Genomic DNA, 22,406 nt, shown 5'->3' with positions numbered 1-22,406 from the left:
TTTAAAAAACGTGGGAAGAGGTATCAAAATGCAAAAAACTGAAATCGGCGTTGTCAATGAAAAGGGGTTGCTTCTGGCACCGTATGTTAAGAGTCTACTCGCTATTGGGCCGACGGCAGCTGGCAAGACGGCTTTAGTAAAACAATTTGCTTCAGCATTGTTCCATCCCCTCCTGGACGACATAATAGGCGAAGGCAGTGGAACGGTTCGAGAAAAAAGATTTATTTTTACAACTGCGTTGAAGGATCGAATAATTATTGCCGTCAAGCCGCAGCAGCCATACGTGCCTTATGATGATTTTGTTAATAAAGCGGCAGGGCCACTCGCAGACTTGATTTCTCGTGATCATAAGAAAATCAGAGAAATGGAGAAGATGCAACTTGACGAGGAACTGACACGACGAATTGCACAGCAGTTTCTTACAAAAAATAACACAGAAGCTCAGTATCATCTGATTGATGGTGGGATAATAAATGCCACTGTCGAAAAACTATCAAAAGCCTTGAGTCCCTTTGCCCTTGAAAATGCAAGTTGGATTTATAACGAGTCCGTCAATAACACTGACGATAAAGATATTAAAAAGCACTCTCGAAAGCTAAGAGAGCTTATTCTGATGAATACAGTAACTCATCTCCAAGCAAACACGGAAACACGTATGGTATTGGATGAACTGTACAATGAACTTGAACTCTTGCTTGGCGAAAAATTCCTTGGCTACTTTAATAGTAGTGATGTTTCAGACGATGGCTACTTCTTTGTTGAGCTATATCATCATCAAATGGACTGCGAGTTTGCCAAGGCATTCTTTACAAACAATGATCTCCAGAAGGGAAAGCGTCTCTCCATTGAGGTACTATGCGAGGAAATCCTGATATATATGCCAATGAATTCAACACTTGAAATGAATTTTGTTCAAAATGAAACAAATAATAATCACGTCAACAAAGAGTTACAGCAAACCTATGGCACGTTCGAGGGACATTATGCATTTTCCTTAGAGGACACACGCGGGCTTTATCACAACAGCGAAGACGACGAGGCAGAAAAAGCGAATCTAAGAAACTTTCTATATAATAAGCAATATGATGCCCTTTTAGTTGTTCTTCCATTGGTGAATAATCCCAACCAAAAAAAAATGATCGGTCATTTGTCTGAGATTCTTGAGCAGTACAGAAAAGAAGTACCCTTTATCCTAATAGGTACTAAAGCAGATGAATTTGCTGATTCTATTAGAAAAGACGAAGCGGAGAAAGAGGAGGAGGGCCTCGAGGAGACCATTGATCCAAAGGATATGGCGGTACAAATCGAAGCAAAATATCAGGAACTTACGCGACCTATTCGGGAGAGTATGGTTCGCAAGAATCCGGCAATAACATTACCAGTGATGTTTAAAAAACCACTTGATAAGCTAGACCGTAAATACTTATATCCTTCATTCAGTCCTGTACAAGTCGTTCCAATGATATTGAGTGCATTAGCCAAGGACTTCCTTCTTTCGAATACACGAATTCAGTTTGTAATGAAAAACGAGGGCGCTCCCTTCAGAGTTCAAAAATCAGAAGTGTTTAAAGTTCTTAGAAGCTTCTGGCTCCGTGAACCATCTGTTAAATCACAAGTAATTGATCCTTCTCTTGCTAATATTTCAAAAAACTCTGGGTTAATTCCACATGGAAACAGTTGGAATACGCTTGTAAGGAATCTTCGAGATGGGCATGGTTGGGTATCTAACATTAATGAGAATTATTTTTATAATTGCAAAAACATCACTATAACCTTCCCTACAAATGTTCAAAACTTTATTAAACCGGATCTAATTATTGCTCTCCTTGAATCTGCGGTAGAATTTAATGGGAAAATTTCAGATGAGGACAAAGAAGAGTTTCGCAAGAGAGTCATTCAATACTCAAATCCAGCAACGTTTGCTGCAGTATTACTGTATCGCCACATCATGGCAAATGTTCTCTCTACGAAATACGGAAAAGATCGTTTCGCAGAGTTTTTAAAAGCATCCGATGAACTTCTTCGAACAAGTGACAATCAATTCAATCTATACCATGAATTTATTGAAAACGCCGATAAGCAAAATGCGATGCCTGATAAAACAGAGCATGTGCAAAAGATGACTTCTGCGTTGGTCGAAGTTCTGAATGCTGCTCTAATGTTTGTATTTAACTATCACGTGAAGCAAGCCTAATGTATCGCCGCCCACCGAAGTTAGATGGGCGGCTTTATTTGTTACAAATAAGACCTCACTAAAAGAATTGATAACATGTTCACTCTAGTCAATCGACTTGCCAATCGTAAAAAGAGCCTGCATTCTGAGTAGGCTTGATTTGTCGAAAGTCTTAATCAGAAGCATCAAAAACGGTGCTTCTTTTTCTTTGAAATACGACGTCTGCTATATCATTGTCGACTTTCGCATTCCGGCAGAGGGCTTCAAGGTAATTACCATGTTGGTTCATTCAATGTTAATTGAATTGAAAGAGCCTTATGTTAACGAAGCGAGATTAAAACGGAGCATTTAAGAAAGGGAATGCTCGATAGCCCTGCATTAGCAACCTCTGAGCATTCCCCGAGAGTACATCTTTGGTCATGATACATTCGCTACACTTGAGCCGCAGGCCTGCCAAACAACACATGCTTGTCCGAATCAAACAAATTGCGATACACTACCTGCCCCCGACTTGAGGAAGCATCCACCACCTTGCCATCCCCCGCATAAATTCCAACGTGAGTAATATCCATAAACCTACCATTATGCTCGTAGCTCCAAAACACAAGATCGCCAGGAACCAAATCTGCCGCGCTAGCTGTCAAGCCATTTTCTACGCAAAATCTTGCTTGTTCCGCTGCGGTTCGTGGCAGGTTAATGCTTAGTTGTCGATAAACCCACTGAACGAGATAGCTACAATCTGTAAAGTCATCCTGTCCGGCCTTCGGTTGACTGTACGGATCGCCTAAACGAGTTAGCGCCAATTTGACGACTTCGCTGCCTATTTCTCCCTCGGGCAAATGTTGCCCAATATCCGCAAGCTGCCCCGGTGTCAAGCCAATATCCGTTTCTTTACCCAGCATGGCAAACATGAGTGGCCGAAACTCTCCAGACATCATTTCCTTCATGATGTTCATCTGTTCATTTGTAAAGTGATAAGATTCAGCCTGTTGTTCCGCAGTTTTGCTCGAAATGGTAATATGCAAAATGTGTTCATAGCTGGTAGTCGTCTCTTCGCTGGTAGTTCCATCTTCATGCTCTACCGTAGCACTTTCCGTATGTTCGATCGTTTCGATACGGGATTCCAGTTGATTCATGTCCCAAAACACCGATTGGATGATCCCGATCCTTGTTGCATCAAGTGTTGCTACATCCATTCCGTTTTCTGTATCCATGACAGTCTTCACGGAAAAAACGGCTATAATATCCATCCAATTATCTATTCGCGTGTTGTCCGCGCTACCGGGGTAATGAAACTCCACCCGGTCTACACGGCCAGAGGACTGCTGTATTTCTGCCAGACGGTCGGCATACTCAATGTCCAGCTCTTGAACGATTCGGGAAAGCGGTTTTACATCCGCATCCGTGTTTTCACCGGAAACAAAGATGCTGAACGGAGAGGAAATGACAGCAGCTATAGCCATAACAATGCACAGCAATACAATAACGGTGCTACTAATCCCCAAAAGCGTGGTTACCCCTTTGACAAGCAAAGCGGCTGCTTTTACTACCATTTTAATGATCCGAAGATTTAATCGTGCTGCAGCTTGTGCCTTTTGAATGGAGCGGCGGGCAGTCATCGCCATCTGTGCAGTCCGCTGCGCTGTCCTGGCGCTATTCATTTTTCCTTCCGCTTGATTATCAGAATGACTTTTAACCTGCCCTAGCCGTTGTCCCGTTTTAATAAATGGCGATATTGTCTTGAACTTCCGTTCTTTACGTTTGATCATATTGCCTGCTTGCTTGGATATTGCGAAGGGGATTCGGGATGACGGTGGCCTGAAATGCCGCTTCCTCAAGCTTTCGGACGTTAGCGCTTTTGGGCTATTCCCGCGTACATTTGCTGAATGAGCTGCCGCGGCGGCAAATACTCCCTTTTTCCCGGCCGGTTCTTGATCTCTACCTTCCCGATTTAGAATTCGTTCAGGAAAGCTATCTTTGCGAGGAGGATGCAAAAGCCGGGCATTGACCCGGCTCGGTAAAAAGCGTTGTTTTTTTGATTGATGATTAGCTGGCAGGAGATATTTCCCATCTACTGGCTTACGAAGATGCAACCTACGGGCAAGTCGCAATTGATGAGTACCTGAGGGCTTAGTAGTTATAGCAGCGGGGTTCTGCATCGATACCGTGTCCCCCTCTGCCTTTGTCCGCCTTTTTTGAATGAGCCTTATCAATCTTTTGCTAGCAACCACGCTCATTCCAATTTGAAAACGTACCGTTTTATCTACGGCCGATGCAGAATGGTGCTGCGCATATTCATTTGGAGATTGTGAAGTCGTCTTGTCATTGTCTTTATGCTGTTTTGTGCGGGCGCTCGAATGTTTTACACGATCCATCAAGTTTGGCAGTCTGTCCAAACGTTTTATGTCTTTCACAACAGTCCTCGTTTTAATATCCTTCATCTATTCCACTCCCTTAGCTGGTTGCCATTCAGCGAGCTTGTTCGTTTAGCCGCTTGAAATTCTTCTCCTGGCTTCGGCAATAATCCGGATAACGAAGTTGAATCGCTTCAAAAAAATAGGGAGCGTAGCTGCAATCGAATAATTCGTGGGGAGTAGAGTAGCGTTCCCCACCTTTTTCCGTCCAGCCATTCCACAGATTAAAAGCAAGCCTGCACACGCGGATAGAACTACCGGTTTGCCACGAGGCTGCGAGACCTCTGGGCTTAATGCCCCCATTAGAAAAATCAAACAAATCGCGGATATGACTCCGAGTATCGTGGGAAATACCTAATGTGTAGAAAAGTGCCCGATGATAGCCGTCGCTGCATTTCCTTTCATCCAGCATCCGAAAGTAGAAGCTTTCATGTTCAGCATCTCGAAATCGAATCGAATTCATTGTTACCTGCCCCTCTCATGGAAAATGAGCGGCTGGTTATAACCAGCCGCCGCCTACATAAAGCTCTTTACCTATCTGTTCATTTTGGCAAGCAAATCGGACCCTTTGACCTACCGCAATCACATTTTTTTGAGAAACTGCGCCATTTGTTTTAAACCGCGTTCAATAGATTTTCGTACTGCCCGTTCATCAACTTGTTCAGCTTGGGCAATCGCTACTTTGCTCATGCCTAAAAAGAAGTGAGCATAAATTCGTCTAAACGATTTTTCCGGCAATCGACACATAGCCGCATAAAGCTGCTCATTGGAAAGCTTACGCTCGTAATATTCCTCCGGGGAAATTGAAAGGAAAAGAACGTCTTGTTCTATACCGTCGTTCCGATCAAGCGAGTAATAAGCGCGATGACGATAGGTGCGCAATTTGTATGCGCTTTCATTTAAGTCACAACGGCGGATTTCTTGTGCCACTTCATCATCTAAGTCGATCCATACATCCGTTTTGATAAAGGGATACATGTCCCGCAAATTAATCCTTTTCATATTCGTCCCTCCATTTTGGTTTGTAGGCAAACCAAAATGGAGGGGGAGAGCGACAGCCAACGCTCCCTTTGACTCGTCTGCGAAAAATATCCAAAAAGCAAAAAAGACTTTGCCGCAGAGCATTCCAACGCTCCATTACGGCATAGCCTGAACATAATCGCGTCAATAACCGGAGACCAACCATATAACAAGACCGCTGTTTGACATTACGGCAACAGGGGGCACATAAAAATCATCTCCATCCTCACATGGCAGCACCGTGAGAAAAGCAACAACATCTGTTTATGTTGGTGTTGTCTTATGAAATAAAAAAACGCCTTGAACTTTTCCCTGTTAAGGAAAAGAACCGGCGCTTGATGCTTGATTATGAGTGAATGAATAGGGAGGACTTGCAGGTGATTTTGGTTCGCTTTTGCCCGAAACAAAAAACAGGCTCTCCGAAAATCGGATGGCCCGTCGTCTCAGAAATTGGATACTACTAAAAGCCTCCTTTCAACTTTATGATATTGAACGAAAACGTACTGTTCCCGACTTGTCCACAATATCAATTTATCACGAAAGAAATGCAAACGGGGTGCAGAATTGGGGAATACAGGGTTCATTCACAGAACCTGTTCGGTGCATGTTCGGTGCAATGAAAGTGCATCAGCGTAATTTCTCAGGGGATCAGCAATTTACGGAGGCCCGAATAGTAGAGGTTAGGTTTATAACGTGCATTTATTCGCTCACCAAAAAAAGATGCACAGTAGCATCTTTTTCGGTAACCGATCTTTTACTTTTCGTCAAACGGATCATACTCCAATAATGCTGTTCGACTTTTTATTTTGCGATATATTTTTTGCAATATTCGTTTCCGATGATAGAAAAAAGCGCGGCGCGATAGTCCCAAACGATCCATAACGATTGCAAACGCCAATTGATCTTGATAGCGCAATTGAATGAATCGTCTTTCCTCTGGAGTAAGCGCCGAGAAAGCATATTCGATCAGTCCGATTCTGGACTTAAGAAATGGTATTTCATATTCAGTGATTTCCAAACGGTGTATGACTGTGCGAAGCAGCGTGTCATTGCGTTGGCCGCAACCGTAAATCGCTACTTCATGCAACGCTTTAGTCAATCCAGGAATGTGCGTAAGCTCTGTTTGTGCGTATTCCAGCCGTGCTTTCCAGTCCGTATAAGCGATCAACCAATTCTCGACTTTTTCATAAGGGGTTATCTGCTCAACTAACAGCATCAGTGACCCCTCCGTTTCCTATTCGGCTATACTGACATATTTCACGCTCCATTTCTTTTCGATACATGCCGATCATCCTTTCATCCATCATTTTGGGGACAACCCAAACCATGAATGAGAAAAAAGAACCACATTGAGTTTGTCCCGTTCTTCACATGACAGACACCTATCCTACACATCATCCTTAATTACTATTTCCGTAAATCCCTCCCTTTCATAGTGGGCCATTTCGTTCAATTCCTATCCCACCTTATGCCTAATTTTATCAATTTTCGATGTCATCCGGCAGGATGATTTTTTAGTCACCCTGAAGACCCAGAACCTTGTCGAAGTAAATCGAAATTCGTCACTAGGCATCGTGCTATTGTTTCTCTAGTCCAAACCGCCTCGCCTTTATTGCTGCTTCTTTGATTGATTTTGTACCGAGCTTTCTACTAATATGACGAACGTGTGTCTTCATAGTATTGGGCGAGATCCCCATCAACTGAATGGTCTTGGACTGGGAATATCCCAAAGCGATTAATTGCAATACTTCTTTTTCAGTCGTGGTTAGCTTACAACAAAATTCCTGACGCTTCAACCGGGTGACTTCTTCGCGAAGCACCTTCGAAGCTCTCGGGTGCAAAGATGGATTACGATGATATGCTTCGCGAATCGCTATGATGATGTCTCGCATATAGGCTTTGCAAATAAAATTAACCGCTCCGACTGCCATTGCCTCTACGACTACCTCTGGGTCATTACTTGAGGCCACGACAATAATGGGAATATCTTTTTTTGCAAGAATTTCTTTGGATGCATCTAGTCCATCGTATCCGGGTGACCGCAGTGTTGTATTTACTACAACAACATCCACATCCAACTGTAAACCAGCTCGTACCGCCTCTTCTTTTGTGACGGAAATGTTAATGAGATGAATATCCGTCGCTGTTTTGAGAAATTCTGTAAAGCGGCGCCCCCATTCCTGGTCGCTATCCACTAGTACAACTCTTATATTCCCTTTACCAGCCATCATAGGCAATTTCGAATGATATTTTGCTTCGGACATCTTATTCCCCTCCAATTCTGCAAATAACAAAAACACGACCCCATAGGCCGTGTTTGGCAAATTGGGTAGCCCGGCGGTCATCACTTGAATAGTGAGAAGATCCGTGGCTTTGCGTCACTGCCTTTCGACAGTTTTGCCGTTTTCCATATTTAGTTGCCGCAGTTCAGATTTAGATGGGTGAGACAAGCCATAATGAGGGGCTAACCTTGCATCCGCTGTGCTTAGCTTTAACATTTCCAGGTTTACTCCCGTTCAAGTCCTTCCCCATTCGTTCGATGACTATTGATTAACTGTAAAACCCACTCTTCGTCAACACGGAGCCTTTCTAACCGATGCCGGAAAAAGATCAGAATATACTGCTGCTCCCCGTCTGGTATCCGCTCATCCTTGTCCACATACTCAATCCGTTCTTCCTCATGGCGGATTTCATACCGCAGGTAATCCTTGTACTGGTGCAAAATTAAAAACCGCAGCTCTCTACTGATCAGATCAAAATTTTTCAATTTAATATAAAAATGCAGCTCGTAATCCGGCGTGTATGGAATCGGCTCTTCCATCAACCGGGAAAAGCGCATTTTGCCTTCTTCGGTAATGCTATACATTATTTTCTTTTTTCCTCTTCCTTGTCGAGCGCCCTCCGGTTGTTCATCGGGGACCTGCTCGATCAGCCCGTCTGCTAGCAGGCCGTGAATGAGCGGATAAAGCACCCCCCAGCTAATTTTTCGCGTAGGTCCAATAGCCCCGTTCAAGATCTGATGCAACAAATAGCCATGCATCGGGTTAATCATCAATTCGCCGAGTACGAATAATTCGTTCAAGCAAACAGCCTCCCCTATAAGTTTAACTTCTTTAATTATATCGAAAAGATATAATAAGTAAACAATAGTATAGCTTATGCTTGCCCGAAAAAAGAAAAAGCCGCGGTCGTCGCGACTTTTTCCAGGCCGAATCCGTTTGTGGCCAATTCCGGTTTCTTTCTTTCGTGCCCCCGTCAAGCCGACTGCTGGTGCGCCATCAGCTCGCGGTGCTTCGGCAGGAACTGCACGGCGAGCAGGTTCGCAATCGCAATGGCGCACATGAGCAGAAAAACGGCATGCATTCCGGCAGCCAGCTCCGATTTGGAGTCGAGCGTTGTCACATGCTGGTTGTAAATCGTGCCGAATACCGCGATGCCGATCGTTTGGCCCATTGCTCGCAATAGCATGCTGGAAGCGTTGGCGACTCCACGATTTTCCCAGCCGACTGCGGATTGCACGACAACGGTTGAGGGCGTCGCGACAAAGCCCATCCCGAGCCCGATCACGACGAGGATACCAATCCAGTAAACGTAAGGAGAGTTCATCTGAAGCGCGGCAAGCCAAATGAAGCCGGCCACCACCAGACTAGAACCGAACACAATCGACGCCTTCACCCCCATCCGGTACATGAGCCTGCCGGCTATGTTGGAAGCGAGCGGCCATGCCAGTGACATCGGCATGACGATCAGGCCCGAGCTTGTCGCGGAATGGCCAAGCACGGACTGAATCCAGATTGGCGAGTAAATCGTCAAGCCCGTCGTGATGCTGAACGTCAGAAATCCGCTGACATTTGTCACGTTCAATACGCGGATGCGGAAAATCGACAACGGCATCATCGGCTCCTCCGCCCGTTTTTCGATCCAGAGGAACAACAGCAAAAATACGGCCGCTACCGCAAACAGCCCTATAATCAACGGGGAATCCCACGGATGGTCGGACCCGCCACTCAGAAGCGCATACAGGAGTGCGGATAAGGAAACGGTAAAGGTGAGCGTGCCCAGGTAATCGACTTTTTTCACCCGGCGCTCGATCGGTTGGTGCAAAAATACGGTGACCAGCAGCAAGGCGGCGGCACCGATCGGCACGTTGATGTAGAATATCCAGCGCCACGACACCTGATCGACGAAATAACCGCCGATAAGCGGGCCGAGCAAGCCTGCCACGGACCAAACGGACGAGAAGACGCCCATCATTTTGCCTCGTTGCTTGCCTGAAAACAAATCGCCGACAATCGTAAAGCACACGGGCGCCAGTGCCCCGGCCCCGATTCCTTGCAAGGCCCGGAACCAAATGAGTTCCGCCATTGACTGTGCGGCCCCGCATAAAATGGAACCGAGTACGAACAAACCGATGCCGACAGCGAACACGGCTTTGCGCCCGAACAAATCGGCGAGCTTGCCGAAAATAGGCACCGCCACACAGGTGGTCAACGTGTAAACCGCGAACACCCAACTGAATAGGCTCACACCATGTAAATCAGCGATAATATGCGGCGTAGCAGTGGCGACGATGGTCACGTCCAACGCGCCGATGAACATCGCAGCCAGCAGTCCGATGATAACCATGTTGACGTTGGTTTTCGGTGTCAAGAGAAGACTCCTTTTTTTATTGTCCCTTATTCTCACCTTGGCTTAACGATTACAAACCAAGTATAGGGTATTGCCTTCAGGATCGCTGAAGTGTACGACTTGGGCTGCTTGGCCTTCTACATAATCATGGAAATGAACACCCCGGGATTGTAGTGTCTCAATGGCAGACTCCAGTTCCTCTACTTCAAATCCAATAGACATACTACCCGAAGTTCCCGGTTTAACACCTTGGTCGCCTGAAGGATGTAGGAGACCGATCGTCAATCCCGGTGCTTCGACCTGCGCAAAATGCCCGTCCATTTCGTGTTGAAGCTTTAGTCCAAGGGCTTCGACATAAAATTTTACTGCGTTTTTTAAATCCGTTACCATGACAGTCACATTGCCGCTCTTAAACATGGTATATTTCCTCCTTTTTATGTTTGATCGGTTTTATTATATCAAAAAGATATAATATGTAAATATATTTTTATGATATAATAAACTCAGTTGGTGCTTTGGGTGAACTTTATTGCGTCTCTTGACTTAGTCATATTATTAATAGTATTATTATGACTATGAAAAACAACTTCATTAAAAAATCACCTGTCGCTTTAGCCGTGCTTTGTTTTCTGATCGAGGAGCCGATGCATGCTTATCGTATGCAGCAGCTTATCAAAGAGAGGGGGAAAGAAGAAGTTATTAACGTTCGCCATCGAACGAGTATTTACCAAACGATTGATCGGTTGCATCGAGACAAGGCCATTGCTATCCAAGGAAAGAAAAAAAATGAAGGGAAACCGGATTTAATTGTTTACGAAATTACGGATCTGGGGCGAGATGCTGCCTATTCTTGGATGCGGGAAATGATCTCTACACCTGCTCAGGAATTTTTAGAGTTCCCTGCTGCTGTTTCTTTTCTGGCACTGTTGACGCCCGAAGATGTTGCAATGCTCTTCCAAAAAAGAGTCCACGCTCTTGAAAACATGCTCACTCGACTCGAAGATGAGCTGCAAACCGTAGCATCGATGGGTCTGCCCCGCTTATTTTCACTCGAGACAGAATACCAACGAACGGTGCTCGCAGCTGAAATGGAATGGATCCATTCCATTATCGCGGATATCCAAAATGAAAAGCTGAGATGGAGTATGGAAGAATTGCGTGATATCGCCCAGCATATTGATAACCGCTCTGATTGAAAGTCTAACGGACTACGGAAGGTTGTGCTGTTGATGAATAACCCCCTAAAAAACGCTTTATTCGATGAAACCGTTCCAGTTCTCGTTGTGGGAGGAAGCCTGGTCGGCTTATCCTTCTCCCTATTTCTGGCTCGCCAGGGAATTAAGCCATTGGTTGTTGAGCGCCATCCGGGAACAGCCATTCACCCGCGCGTTTCGAGTTTAACTGCCCGAACGATGGAAATTTACCGTTCGGCCGGAATCGAGCAGGATATTCGCCGTGAAGAACCTCCTTTCCCTCGAGAATTTGGCGTCATGTTTGTGGAGAGCTTGGCCGGGCAAATGTTTGATAATTTGATGGAAGATATGAGCGCTTACTTCACGGATCTTAGTCCTGTTGAAGGAAACGGCATTGCACAAGATCTGCTTGAGCCGGTCCTTCGGGCACAGGTTGAGCAAGCCGGCGTTGATTTACGCTACAACATAGAACTGATCGAGTTTGAACCCGACGCGGACGGCATCACGGCCGTTATTCGTGACCGAATCAGCGACGAAACTAGACGTGTCCGGTCCAAGTATTTGGTTGCAGCGGATGGGAGCAAGAGCGGAACCCGCACACAATTAGGCATTGGGCAGCATGGAGAAGGCACGCTCTGTCATCTGATCAGCATGGTTTTCGATGCCGATATTCATGAGCTGTTTCATAGTCAAAACGCGCATATGTGCTTTTTTGCCAATGAGACAACAAGCGGAAGCCTGGTGCTGTACCCCGGAACTCTCAGGAGACCCCATTTATACCGATTAGACGTTGTATATGATCCCGAAGAGGAAACCATGGAAGATTATTCGGAAGAACGTTGTGTCCAGTTAATTCGGGCGGCGATCGGAATTCCAGACATTTCGGTTTCGATTAAAAAGGTTTTGACTTGGGAAATGGCCGCCCGCGTAGCGGACCGCTTTCAACAAGGACGAGTATTTTTGGTCGGCGATTCCGCACGGGTTCAACCTCCAAGCGGCGGTTTAGGCGGCAATACCGGCATCGCCGAGGCACAGAACCTCGCTTGGAAGCTTGCCGCGGTCTTACGCGGTGAAGCAGGTCCGGATTTGCTTGCCACTTACGATGAGGAGCGGCGACCTGTTGCGGATTACACGGTGGAACAGGTGGTCATGCTTTCGCAGCAACGCGAACATGAGGGGTCGGAGGGGATTACCGTCAATACCCTGCATGTCAATATGGGATATCGTTACCAAGGCGGCGCGATCGTCCCGGAAGCAGGTGCGAAGATCCTCCCGCTTGTACAGTCGCCCGAGTTATGGACGGGGCAGCCGGGAACCCGCGCGGCGCACGTCGTTCTCGAACGGGAGGGTCAATCCGTCTCCTCCATTGATCTATTTGGCACTCGATTTGTCTTGCTCGTCGGTCCAGAAGGACAAAGCTGGTTGCAGGCCGCGCAACAGGTTAAACAGAAGCTAGGTCTTCCTATGGATGTGTTTCAGATTGGCGGGCAACATAACGACTTCATCGATCCTGGGAACGATTTTCTTAACGCATACGGAATCACTTCGACAGGGGCAATCATCGTGCGACCAGATGGGTACATCGGTTGGCGAAAAAGAATCTACGGGGAGAATAAGGAACATTTGGAACAAGTGCTTACGGATGCGTTGTCAACCATTCTCTTTCGTTAAGAGAACCACATCACAAGGGAGGGAATCACAATCATGCTTACCTTCGAATATTCCGAACTTTATGAATATCCCGCATCTGTCGTTTATTCGCGTCTTACGGATTTAAAAGGGCGGGCTTCCTGGATGAAGGGCATTATAGAAAGTCGCGTCGCCACTGAAGGACCTGTTCGATTAGGAACCCAATATTTCGAAAGCGGAAAATATTCTGGCTTCAAAAACGAAAAAACGATGATCGTAACGGAGCTGGTTCAGGATCAATTATTGACAATGGAAACAACCCCCGATCAAAAACAATATTTTCGCGAAAGTTACCAGGTTGAGCCGGTTTCCGAAGCATCATGCCGGGTTCATTTTACGATTCAAGTCGGGAACGTGCCAAAGGTGGCCGAATTTTTCATGCGTCAATCGATGAAGAAAGAGCAGCCGAAAACGGCTGCCAGCTTGAAGGCTGCGCTCCATAACTAACCTCCGTGCGCAACCGGATGCGAGAGGGCGATTCTCGACACCGGCTAGAATACATTCAGGGAAAGAGGGTTAGCCGTGTTCGAATCGCTAATGGCATTAGAGTTTTTATTATTGTTATTGCTCGTGGGCGTTTGGGGAATTACCGGATATGTTGGGAATCATCTCAAATATTTGAGAGGACGCAAAACAAGATTCAGGGGATGGTTGCTAGTAACAAAAATCGGCGTCGTTGCCGGAATGGTTCTTATCCTGCTTTGGGTACTTGATATCCTTCTGATTGGGATAAATTTCGGCTGGCTATTCGTAATGGATCGGGTTGCCATTATTCTCCCTCTGTTAGGGTTGCCGGCGCTTGCGGTGTTGATCTTTGCACTGCCCAACCTTTCGAGAGCAATCAAGGCCGGGAGTTCTTTGCGGTCTCTAATTGTTCCCGTACATGTCATGTTAGTTGGAGCGGTACTTGCCTTTTTTCTTGTAACGATAGACATACCGGCGATCCCTAATACAGAAGATATTATAATGTATGGCGGGGCTCTGATCATTGCGGTTGTGCTACTATGGTTTTATCACGGCAGGAGGTTAAGGCTTCTAGAACATCGAACTCCTCGGTTAAGCATAACAATCGCGAGAAGCGCCGTGTACTCGGTTCTAGCGCTCGGCACAGCGTTGATTGTATTGATAATCGCTCAGAAGATGAGTGAATTTCCCGGCAGGATGGAGATGGTCCACCACCAAACCGCTGATTATGGAGGAGGCGATCCCATCCCACCTGACAATATGCATGCCCACCATAGAGGTCACGATCCAAGTGCATCCGACAAGTTGATTAGTGTTGTGGACTTGAAAGGGCCCCAGTCTGGAGTTCCCGACAAGACGTATGTCCTCTACGCCGAAACGAAGAAGATTCAACTTGCCTCCGGCGAAACGATCGAAGCTTGGACTTTTAACGGGCAGGCTCCGGGTCCCGAGCTTGTTGCCGATGAAGGGGATTTAGTGGAGGTTCAATTGGTGAACAAGAACATTACGAGTGGCGTTACCCTCCATTGGCACGGTGTAGATGTCCCGAATGGCGAGGATGGGGTTGCCGGAATGACGCAGGATGCGGTGATGCCCGGCGAATCGTATACTTATCGTTTTGTAATAGAAGAAATCGGGACACACTGGTATCACTCCCATCAGCAATCCTCCATCCAAGTGCAAAAAGGGCTGTTCGGAGCCTTTATTATACGTCCCTCCAATCAGCATGAAACAAAAATGATCGATACGACGATTGTGGCGCATGATTGGATGACGCCGGACGGCAGAAGTATTCCGGCGCTCGATAGGGATGACTCATTCCTGCAAAATCTGGTTGAACCGGGATTGCCGGTGCGGTTGCGTCTCGTGAATGCGGGCAATTTGACCCGCACGTTTTCCTTGAATGGCGCCCCTTTCAAAGTCACGGCCATCGATGGATATGAGTTGAACGAGCCCGGTACTGTGACGGATCGTTTATTGCGAATTGGAGGCGGAGGGCGTTACGATGTCGAATTCATTATGCCGGACACTCCCGTGACGCTAGCCATGCTCACGGACGGAAAGCCGGTCGGCAGAGTGTACAGCAAAGACGGCGATAGCGCCCCCGAGGTGTTGGAGAAAGGCGAGATTTTGGACATCACCCAGTATGGAGCGCCGACACGTGCCTCATTTGATACCTCCACAGTGTTTGATAGAACATTCACGCTGATTTTGGATCAAACCTACTTTGGTGTCTATAATGGGGAGGCAGGACAGCAGTGGGTCATTAACGGCAAAACATTTCCCAATACTCCGACGCTGATGGTCAGGGAAGGGGATCTCGTGAAGACTACATTCGTAAACCGGAGTTTTGCCGACCATCCGATGCACCTTCATGGACATCATGTTCAAGTCATCAGTAAAAATGGCCTTCCAGTTCGTGGAAGCCCTCTTGTCCTGGATACGGTCAATATCGAACCAGGCGAGACGTTAGAGGTTGCTTTCTTGGCAAACAACCCCGGATTATGGATGGACCACTGTCACAATCTAGATCATGCACAAAAAGGGATGACGATGCATGTAGCCTACGAAAATGTATATACCCCTTTCGCGATCGGCAGCGAAACGGGCAATCATCCGGAATAAAATTGGAGAGTGATTATGAAACAAGTACGGATTCCATCGGTTTTGCATGATGTCTTTGGCGAAAAACAACCTATTCTTTTTATAGTTGCGATTCTGCTTTTTGGCGGACTGCTGACGGCTCTGTTGTATTGGAGATACCCCGAGATGACTGCCCATTTGCCGATCTGGCGCAGTGCCCTGGCTTTATTATTCATTTTCGATATTTTCGCAGGCTGTATAGCTAATTTTACGCCTTCAACTAGCAACTTTTATGCGGCAAGGAAAAAGAATCGAATTGTGTTCATTTCCATTCATATTCATATCGTGATCATTTCGGTTTTATTAAACACAGCGGTCGGATATTCAATAGCTGTATGGGCGTATACAATCACAGGTGCATATATCGTCAACTCACTTATTGGAAGGCAGTTACAACTGTTTGTCGCAGGCTTGCTTCTGTCCATTGGCCTAGGTTGTATTCCTTTACTGCCTAATATCCAGCCTTACATGTTGATTACTTGCCTGCTATTTATGATGAAAGTATTATTTGGCTTTGCTGTCGACCACTATGGCAAAGCCTTCTGTAACAAAGGTAACTCCGTATGAGCGCATTAGGAAAGGAGCGAACCATGATCGAAAAGGTAGAACTGCTTGCCCGTCAACAGCGATTGCAGGTTGAAGCGGCTGCAATTACGGAAGAACTGAACCTCATTCCGTTGTTGAAAGCAGCCGGTATGCCCGTAACCGTAGGAAGTGCGGCCTTAGGGTTAATGGCTTGGAGAGATCTCGATATGACCGTCATTTGCTCCAAGCTGGACATCGCTACAATCTCTGGGATTGCTTCGCAATTGATGTCCAATCCCGGGATTCGGGATATGCAATTCATTAACGATACTGGCAGTTGGAACACCAATCCAGCCTACCCGGATGGTTTTTTTCTCGGTATAACCTATAAGTCCAACAACGGAAACCAGTGGGAATTGGATATTTGGTTTGTAGACGAGCCAGAAAAACAACCCGATCTGCAACATATTCGCACGATGCCCGATCGTCTAACTCCGGAGACGGTTGTTTCTATTTTAAGCATAAAAACCGCCTGGGTATCACGAGACGAGTATGGAAAACAGGTGAAAAGCTATGATATCTATACGGCTGTATTAGACCATAAAGTTAACACCCCCGTCGAATTCGAACAATGGCTGCAAAACCGCAGCAATATATCATCTTGAATCTTTGGAGGTGGGGAAGTCAGATGCCGGATTTTTCAACTTTATTGGCTTATGTAATCGTTGTCGTTTTGCTTTTTTTAATTCCAGGCCCCGCTGTTCTTCTTACCATTACTCGTACCGTTCAAAATGGCCGCAAAGGAGGCATTATGGCAGGGCTTGGCATCGCAACCGGGGATTTTCTTCACACCTTATTTGCTACTGTCGGGCTTTCTACTATACTAATGACCTCGGCTCTCGCCTTCAATTTTGTTAAATATGCAGGAGCGGTATACTTACTATATTTGGGAGTTCGCGAAATGATGAGTAAGCCATCAGAACCGCGACCTCCTAAGGTTAAATCGGCGGGAGCTTTAAAGTCATTCGTTACGGCAACAGTTGCAGAAGTTCTTAATCCAAAGACGGCTCTATTTTTTCTGGCGTTTTTGCCTCAATTTGTTCATCTCGAACGAGGCCATGCCGCCACGCAATTTTTGATACTAGGTTTCGTTTTTGTGAGCTTAAGTGTATTGTATACAACCTCCATTGTATTAGGTATCTCTGCGCTTGGAAAAATGGTTAAACGGACGACATGGATAAGCCGTTTAAGCCGCCAAAGCGGCAAGTTCGTCGGAGCAATCTATATCGGACTAGGCCTAAAGGTTGCCTTTCAAAGACAGTAATGATAGTTTGTGGTATGACTTTGGTTACAGGGCCAGCTAACAAAACGCAGTCATTTAAGCATGAAGTTTAAGCTCATTGGCTCCAAATGATCTGGCTCGTAAAAAAAGTTAAAAAATGATTGGTAGCGGTTAAAAAAAATCTTGGACTGAATAAAGTGTTAGACTAGGAAAATAAAGTTGTAGACTGAGAAAATAAAGACTGGCCGCTGGCATTAAGCTAACCGGCAGATTAACAGACCCAGAAATAGAAAAAGGAGAGAGATAAATTTGAGAACGGATTTAAGTAATTGGACACCACTAACTGTATCGGAAATAACTCGGGTATTTTCCGACATTCCGATTCGGTGGTGTGTCGCTGGGGGATGGGCCTTAGATTTACATCTCTGCAGGCAAACAAGGCAACATAGTGATATCGATGTTATTATCACTCGCGATGAACAACTAATCGCTTATAGGTATCTAAGTCGTAATTGGATGTTATACAAGGCTCAGGATGGTATGCTAGATCTTTGGGAAGATGGAGAATACTTGGACTCGACAGAGGATATTTGGGTTAGTGAGAGTAGCGAGATGCCTTGGGCATTTCAGATTATGATAATTGATACTGAAGAAAATTCTTGGATATATAAGAGAGATAAATCAATTAAAAGACCGATTGATGAAATTATTTTGAAAACTAAAGAAGGCATACCCTATTTGAGACCTGAAATCCAACTTCTCCATAAAGCAGGTGGTTCGCAAGTGCGAGAAAAGGATTATATTGATTTCAAAACAATGCTTCCATCTCTTCTACAACAAGAAAAAGAGTGGCTGAAATTATCTTTAAATCGCCAGTTTCCACAAGGTCATGATTGGATTGAATTTATTTAAACACTGTAACTTAATCACTTATCATAGTATAACCAAAACCAGCTAATAGTTTTTCAACATTTTTCGGTTAAATTTATTTTGAGATGGAAGTATACTGAAAAATTAGTGCAAGGCTTCCCTTCTTCCCTTGTAGATTGAAGTTTGGAAAGAAGCGGCTGGTTCTAACTGTGACCAACCGCTTCTGTTGTTTGGTTATATCTCGCCGGGCTTCGTCGTCATTAGGCGATACAGCTTCGTATTCCGCGGGAACTTGTCGGAAAACGGTACGAGGGAACTGCCGACCTTCATCAGACCATTCCCGGCGTCAACATTCGTAATATAGGACAGTTGCAGGTCCGAAATGTTGAGCAACTCGGCAAGCTCCATCCGGTCGGTACTGGCCTGATTCAGCATGACGATGAATTCACTGTTTGCAAGCATGGTGCGGGCTGTATGACTTTGTAGCAGATCGTCCACATTTTGCGTAATCCCTGTGCAAAAAGCGCCATACTTTCGGACACGCTTCCAGAGCGTGAACAGAAAGTTGGCGCTGTATTCGTGCTGGAACAAAAGATAGATTTCATCAATAAAGATAAACGTATTCTTGCCTCTAGCGCGATTTTGCGTAATCCGATTCAAGATGTTGTCGAGTACGACCAGCATGCCGATGGGAAGAAGCTGCTTGCCCAAGTCGAGAATATCGTAGCAAATCAGCCGATTGTTGACGTTGACGTTGGTCGATTGGGCGAACGTATTCAGACTGCCGGATGTAAATAATTCAATGGCCAGCGCGATATCCTGCGCCTCCGGTTCTGCTTGCTTGAGCAGCTCCGCGTGAAAATCCTGCAATGTCGGCGGCTGTCCCTTATAGCTGCTCCGCAAGTACTTGCGGTACACAGCGGCGGTACAGCGATCGATGAGCGACTTCTCCTTGGCTCCAAGCTGATGTCCTCCGATCAACTGCTCGCACAACGACAGGACGAATTCCGATTTAAGAATGATCGGATTGGCTCCGTCGCCATAATCCCGGTTCATATCCATCGCATTGATATGGTTCGACGAAGTAGCAGAAATGTGAATCGTCTCGCCACCCAGCGCATTTACCAGAGCGGAATACTCCCGCTCCGGGTCAATCAGGATAATGTCGTCATCGCTCGCCAATATCTGGTTGACGATTTCCCGTTTTGCGGCAAAGCTTTTACCGGAACCGGATACGCCAAGGATAAAACTGTTTCCATTCAGCAGTTGCTTTCGATTGGCGACGACCATATTTTTGCTGATGATGTTTTGCCCGTAATAAATGCCGTCCGGATGCACGATCTCCTGCGCTCGAAACGGGATAAAGACAGCCGTACTTTCAGTCGTGAGCGTCCGCAAAGCATGAACCTTTCGCAGCCCATACGGCAGCACCGTATTCAAACCGTCCATTTGCTGATAGGAGAGCATAGAAAACTGGCACAAATGCTTGCGGGCCGTAGTGAGCAATGTCTCCGTATCACTATCGAGTTGTTCTTTGCTGTCCGCGACATGCACCATCGTAAGTAGTCCGAACATCATCCGCTGGTCGCGTGTGGTCAGGTCGCTAAGAAATTCCTTGCTTTCTTTGCGCTGCTGCTCCATGTCGTAAGGGATGACAGCAGAAAAGTTGTTGTTGCGATTTTGCCGCCGTTGCCAATTCGTAATGTTCGTTTCCACACCGAGCAGTCGATTCTCCACTTCGCGGACAGCTTCGTCGGTCGGAATCGGGATCACATCGAGCGATAGAAGCAAGTTGCGGTTCAAGTCGCACAGTTCAGCTACCATGCTGTCCTTGATGTAGCTGGCGTAATCACGCAGAAAGATGACCCGACCGTAGTATTCGCCCATCCGAAAATGATCTTTGGCAAACTCGAAGGTGTCCGGGCAAATGTAATCCTTGAAATCGTGACCCTTGCGCATCATCTCCTGCATGTCGAAGCGAAAATCGGCTTCCTCGCCAATCCGGAAGAAGTCATGCAGAATGCGCAGGCGGTCAGTCGCATCAAGCTCGGTACATTGCGAGCCGAGACGAGAGAAATGCGCCGACAACTCCGTGCCGACCCGCGCGAAGTAATGGCGAGCTTCATCCACATTCTTTTTAACCACGGAGATGGTGATGTATTTCTCTTGAATCGTCCCATTTGTGTTGCCATCAGTCGCTTTACCAAGCAACATGTCGTTGTACTCCTGCCGATACACATCCAGCCCGTCGTGCTTGAGCGGAATAAGAATGGAACGTTCTACATCTGCCTGATTCAGCCGCCGATTGTGAATCGTAATCTTCGTCGTTGCGCCGCTGTCAAACGAATTAAGCAATTCGGAGTAGGAAAGGAACATCGTCTCCTTGTCCTCTCTCGATGCGACAGCGTAATTTATGTCCGCGAAACGGAACGACTTCGAGAACTTGTTGCCGACAGCAAAAATCCCGTCCGGCCAGATGGCGCGGATCGGGATCGCTTGTTGTACGCTTTTGGGAATGACAGTCCGCTCCTTGTCCTGCTTCATGGTGCGCCTGAGCGTCTTAATCATCGCGCTTCATCCTTTCTTGCTCACGCTTGTGCAGGCTTCCTTTCAGAGCTTCGTAGTATATGTTGGTCGAGCGAAAGACAAGCCGTCTTGGCATCAGAAACTCCGACTTCACATACGCCCACAATAGTTGCTCCGCCGTCATACCGTGATAGCGGATAAACCCGAGCACGGCGCAGGGAGCTGCCCCTAATATGCACATCCAACTGAGCGTTTCCAGTCCGAAATGACTGCGCAGCCCGAAATACAGTCCAATCGCCGCAGCGACCGCCAGAATAGAAAAAAAGAACTGCCGCAAGGACAGTCCGAAGAACAAGCTTTCCGTATAATCCCGGATTTCCCGGTTGATTTTCACTTCCACTTTTTATCCCTCCCGGATGAGCAGTCTACGCCTCAGGCTCGTTGCGTTCAGGTTTGAACAGTGTGTCGTCATCAAATGGCACAGGATTGCTCAATAGTTCCACAGCAAGCTGAAAGCCATCCTTCATCCCTTGCAAATATAACCACTCATTGATAATCGATTGTTTAAAATGATGTCTGTCCTCCCAAGCTTCAAATTCAGGCATACGACCAATATCCATACCAACAAACAAGACTTGAAAAGCCTTCTTTTCTTCAGCACGAACACGCTTGAGATCAGGATGATGCTCAAATCGTGCAGAAACGTAGTCCAATCGACCTTGAATAGCTGTTCGAAACCACGGTGGAATTTCCATTACCTGCTTCCCCCCCACAACTCTTTTACCTTACCTGCTGCTTCTGCTTGGCTTTCATGTGATGATAGCAGGCTACTAGCTGATCGACCTTCTGACTTTGCTCTTGAAATGCTTGATGGCCGGATAAAGAAATGGATTGCTTTATTAACTGTTCACCAAGCGTATTCAGCTTTCGCCGCTCCTCTTCCAGTTCTCTTAAAAATTCGTTCATTTATCCATCCTCCCGTTTTTATTGTGAGAGCCGACATTTTTGAATGAAACACGGTGTATGTTAGAAGACTACTTCGATGGTAAGTTTTAATCTCATTTATGTCAATTGTGTACTCCTCCATAATGGGAGTTATAAACTCAACCCCTGTAAAGAGGTGACGCTTGATGATTGGTTACGATAAAAAGAAGGTGGGGCAACGCATTCGGAAGCAACGAGAGGCTTTGGAAATTTCTCGTGAACAACTGGCTGAACGAGTTGGACGGGTCCCAAGATTTTGCGCCGATATTGAACGAGGTAAAGCCGGGATGTCCATTGAAACGATGTTCAGTATTTGCAATTTGCTCAAGCTTTCTCCTAATGAATTGCTCCTTGGTCAAGAGGAGAGCGCCACACCTTACGATGAAACGGCATTGATTATGGCTGCGCTCAATCAATGCACAGAGAAGCAGCGCAAGGATGCTCTGGCGCTATTGAAGCTATTTTTGACCGCAATCCGATAGCTCCCATCATTC

General features: G+C 46.2%; 22 protein-coding genes and 1 riboswitch. Of the genes, 10 read left to right on the top strand and 12 right to left on the bottom strand.

Going from position 1 to position 22,406, the window contains the following annotated elements; all coding sequences use genetic code 11:
- Positions 1-28: 28 nt before the first annotated feature.
- Positions 29-2,194 carry a hypothetical protein gene (locus SK3146_RS23375; protein WP_249861026.1) on the top strand — a complete coding sequence of 722 codons (2,166 nt, stop codon included), beginning with the start codon at positions 29-31 and terminating at the stop codon, positions 2,192-2,194.
- A 410-nt stretch (positions 2,195-2,604) separates the two neighbouring features.
- Here the strand turns inward: SK3146_RS23375 and SK3146_RS23370 are convergent, their stop codons facing one another.
- The 8 genes from SK3146_RS23370 to SK3146_RS23335 all read right to left on the bottom strand — a co-directional run bounded on the left by SK3146_RS23370 (position 2,605) and on the right by SK3146_RS23335 (position 10,653).
- Positions 2,605-4,614, bottom strand: a complete 2,010-nt coding sequence (locus SK3146_RS23370; protein WP_249861025.1) for a C40 family peptidase — start codon at positions 4,612-4,614, stop codon at positions 2,605-2,607.
- Positions 4,615-4,642: 28 nt separating this feature from the next.
- Complete coding sequence (locus SK3146_RS23365; RefSeq protein WP_249861024.1) at positions 4,643-5,050, bottom strand: DUF6075 family protein; 408 nt, start codon at positions 5,048-5,050, stop codon at positions 4,643-4,645.
- A gap of 119 nt (positions 5,051-5,169) precedes the next feature.
- On the bottom strand, positions 5,170-5,712 hold the full coding sequence (locus SK3146_RS23360) for an RNA polymerase sigma factor (RefSeq protein WP_249861023.1): 543 nt from the start codon (positions 5,710-5,712) through the stop codon (positions 5,170-5,172).
- Positions 5,713-6,361: 649 nt separating this feature from the next.
- Entirely contained in the window at positions 6,362-6,823 is a 462-nt protein-coding gene (locus tag SK3146_RS23355) for a hypothetical protein (RefSeq protein ID WP_249861022.1), read from the bottom strand.
- A gap of 361 nt (positions 6,824-7,184) precedes the next feature.
- Positions 7,185-7,871: a LuxR C-terminal-related transcriptional regulator gene (locus SK3146_RS23350; protein WP_249861021.1), complete on the bottom strand. Its 687-nt coding sequence runs from the start codon at positions 7,869-7,871 to the stop codon at positions 7,185-7,187.
- A gap of 61 nt (positions 7,872-7,932) precedes the next feature.
- A riboswitch (cyclic di-GMP riboswitch) is annotated at positions 7,933-8,019 on the bottom strand.
- A gap of 94 nt (positions 8,020-8,113) precedes the next feature.
- On the bottom strand, positions 8,114-8,689 hold the full coding sequence (locus SK3146_RS23345; RefSeq protein ID WP_249861020.1) for a PadR family transcriptional regulator: 576 nt from the start codon (positions 8,687-8,689) through the stop codon (positions 8,114-8,116).
- A 173-nt stretch (positions 8,690-8,862) separates the two neighbouring features.
- Positions 8,863-10,233, bottom strand: coding sequence for an MDR family MFS transporter (locus SK3146_RS23340; protein WP_249861019.1), 1,371 nt, complete (start codon positions 10,231-10,233; stop codon positions 8,863-8,865).
- Between the two features lie 66 nt (positions 10,234-10,299).
- A complete protein-coding gene (locus SK3146_RS23335; RefSeq protein ID WP_249861018.1) occupies positions 10,300-10,653 on the bottom strand; it encodes a VOC family protein in 354 nt (117 codons plus the stop codon).
- A gap of 152 nt (positions 10,654-10,805) precedes the next feature.
- Between SK3146_RS23335 and SK3146_RS23330 the strand changes: the two genes are divergently transcribed.
- From SK3146_RS23330 to SK3146_RS23295, 8 genes are all read left to right on the top strand, one after another.
- Positions 10,806-11,432 carry a PadR family transcriptional regulator gene (locus SK3146_RS23330; RefSeq protein ID WP_249861017.1) on the top strand — a complete coding sequence of 209 codons (627 nt, stop codon included), beginning with the start codon at positions 10,806-10,808 and terminating at the stop codon, positions 11,430-11,432.
- Positions 11,433-11,465: 33 nt separating this feature from the next.
- A complete protein-coding gene (locus SK3146_RS23325) occupies positions 11,466-13,100 on the top strand; it encodes an FAD-dependent monooxygenase (RefSeq protein WP_249866410.1) in 1,635 nt (544 codons plus the stop codon).
- A gap of 33 nt (positions 13,101-13,133) precedes the next feature.
- Positions 13,134-13,565, top strand: a complete 432-nt coding sequence (locus SK3146_RS23320; RefSeq protein WP_249861016.1) for an SRPBCC family protein — start codon at positions 13,134-13,136, stop codon at positions 13,563-13,565.
- Positions 13,566-13,655: 90 nt separating this feature from the next.
- Complete coding sequence (locus tag SK3146_RS23315; RefSeq protein ID WP_249861015.1) at positions 13,656-15,707, top strand: multicopper oxidase family protein; 2,052 nt, start codon at positions 13,656-13,658, stop codon at positions 15,705-15,707.
- A gap of 15 nt (positions 15,708-15,722) precedes the next feature.
- A complete protein-coding gene (locus SK3146_RS23310) occupies positions 15,723-16,292 on the top strand; it encodes a hypothetical protein (RefSeq protein ID WP_249861014.1) in 570 nt (189 codons plus the stop codon).
- Entirely contained in the window at positions 16,289-16,915 is a 627-nt protein-coding gene (locus tag SK3146_RS23305; protein WP_249861013.1) for a hypothetical protein, read from the top strand. The genes SK3146_RS23310 and SK3146_RS23305 overlap by 4 nt, the downstream gene beginning before the upstream one ends.
- A gap of 23 nt (positions 16,916-16,938) precedes the next feature.
- Positions 16,939-17,574 (top strand): LysE family translocator, encoded by a 636-nt coding sequence (locus SK3146_RS23300; protein ID WP_249861012.1) that lies wholly within the window; start codon positions 16,939-16,941, stop codon positions 17,572-17,574.
- Between the two features lie 267 nt (positions 17,575-17,841).
- Positions 17,842-18,444: a nucleotidyltransferase domain-containing protein gene (locus tag SK3146_RS23295; protein ID WP_249861011.1), complete on the top strand. Its 603-nt coding sequence runs from the start codon at positions 17,842-17,844 to the stop codon at positions 18,442-18,444.
- A 192-nt stretch (positions 18,445-18,636) separates the two neighbouring features.
- Here SK3146_RS23295 and SK3146_RS23290 read toward each other — a convergent pair whose 3' ends face one another.
- The 4 genes from SK3146_RS23290 to SK3146_RS23275 are packed head-to-tail and all read right to left on the bottom strand — an operon-like array spanning position 18,637 to position 21,894.
- Positions 18,637-20,970 (bottom strand): VirB4-like conjugal transfer ATPase, CD1110 family, encoded by a 2,334-nt coding sequence (locus SK3146_RS23290; RefSeq protein WP_249861010.1) that lies wholly within the window; start codon positions 20,968-20,970, stop codon positions 18,637-18,639.
- Positions 20,963-21,328 (bottom strand): PrgI family protein, encoded by a 366-nt coding sequence (locus SK3146_RS23285; protein ID WP_249861009.1) that lies wholly within the window; start codon positions 21,326-21,328, stop codon positions 20,963-20,965. The genes SK3146_RS23290 and SK3146_RS23285 overlap by 8 nt, the downstream gene beginning before the upstream one ends.
- Before the next feature lie 25 nt (positions 21,329-21,353).
- Entirely contained in the window at positions 21,354-21,683 is a 330-nt protein-coding gene (locus SK3146_RS23280) for a hypothetical protein (protein ID WP_076119667.1), read from the bottom strand.
- Positions 21,684-21,708: 25 nt separating this feature from the next.
- Positions 21,709-21,894 (bottom strand): aspartyl-phosphate phosphatase Spo0E family protein, encoded by a 186-nt coding sequence (locus SK3146_RS23275; RefSeq protein WP_249861008.1) that lies wholly within the window; start codon positions 21,892-21,894, stop codon positions 21,709-21,711.
- A gap of 164 nt (positions 21,895-22,058) precedes the next feature.
- On the opposite strand from SK3146_RS23275, the gene SK3146_RS23270 reads away from it, so the two are divergent.
- Positions 22,059-22,394, top strand: coding sequence for a helix-turn-helix domain-containing protein (locus SK3146_RS23270; RefSeq protein ID WP_036684668.1), 336 nt, complete (start codon positions 22,059-22,061; stop codon positions 22,392-22,394).
- Positions 22,395-22,406 lie beyond the last annotated feature (12 nt).

Origin of the sequence: Paenibacillus konkukensis, from assembly GCF_023523925.1 — a bacterium.
GTDB classification, from domain to species: Bacteria; Bacillota; Bacilli; order Paenibacillales; family NBRC-103111; genus Paenibacillus_S; species Paenibacillus_S doosanensis.
Note: the sequence above shows the minus strand (reverse complement) of the source record. Positions and strands in the feature narration are given on the sequence as shown.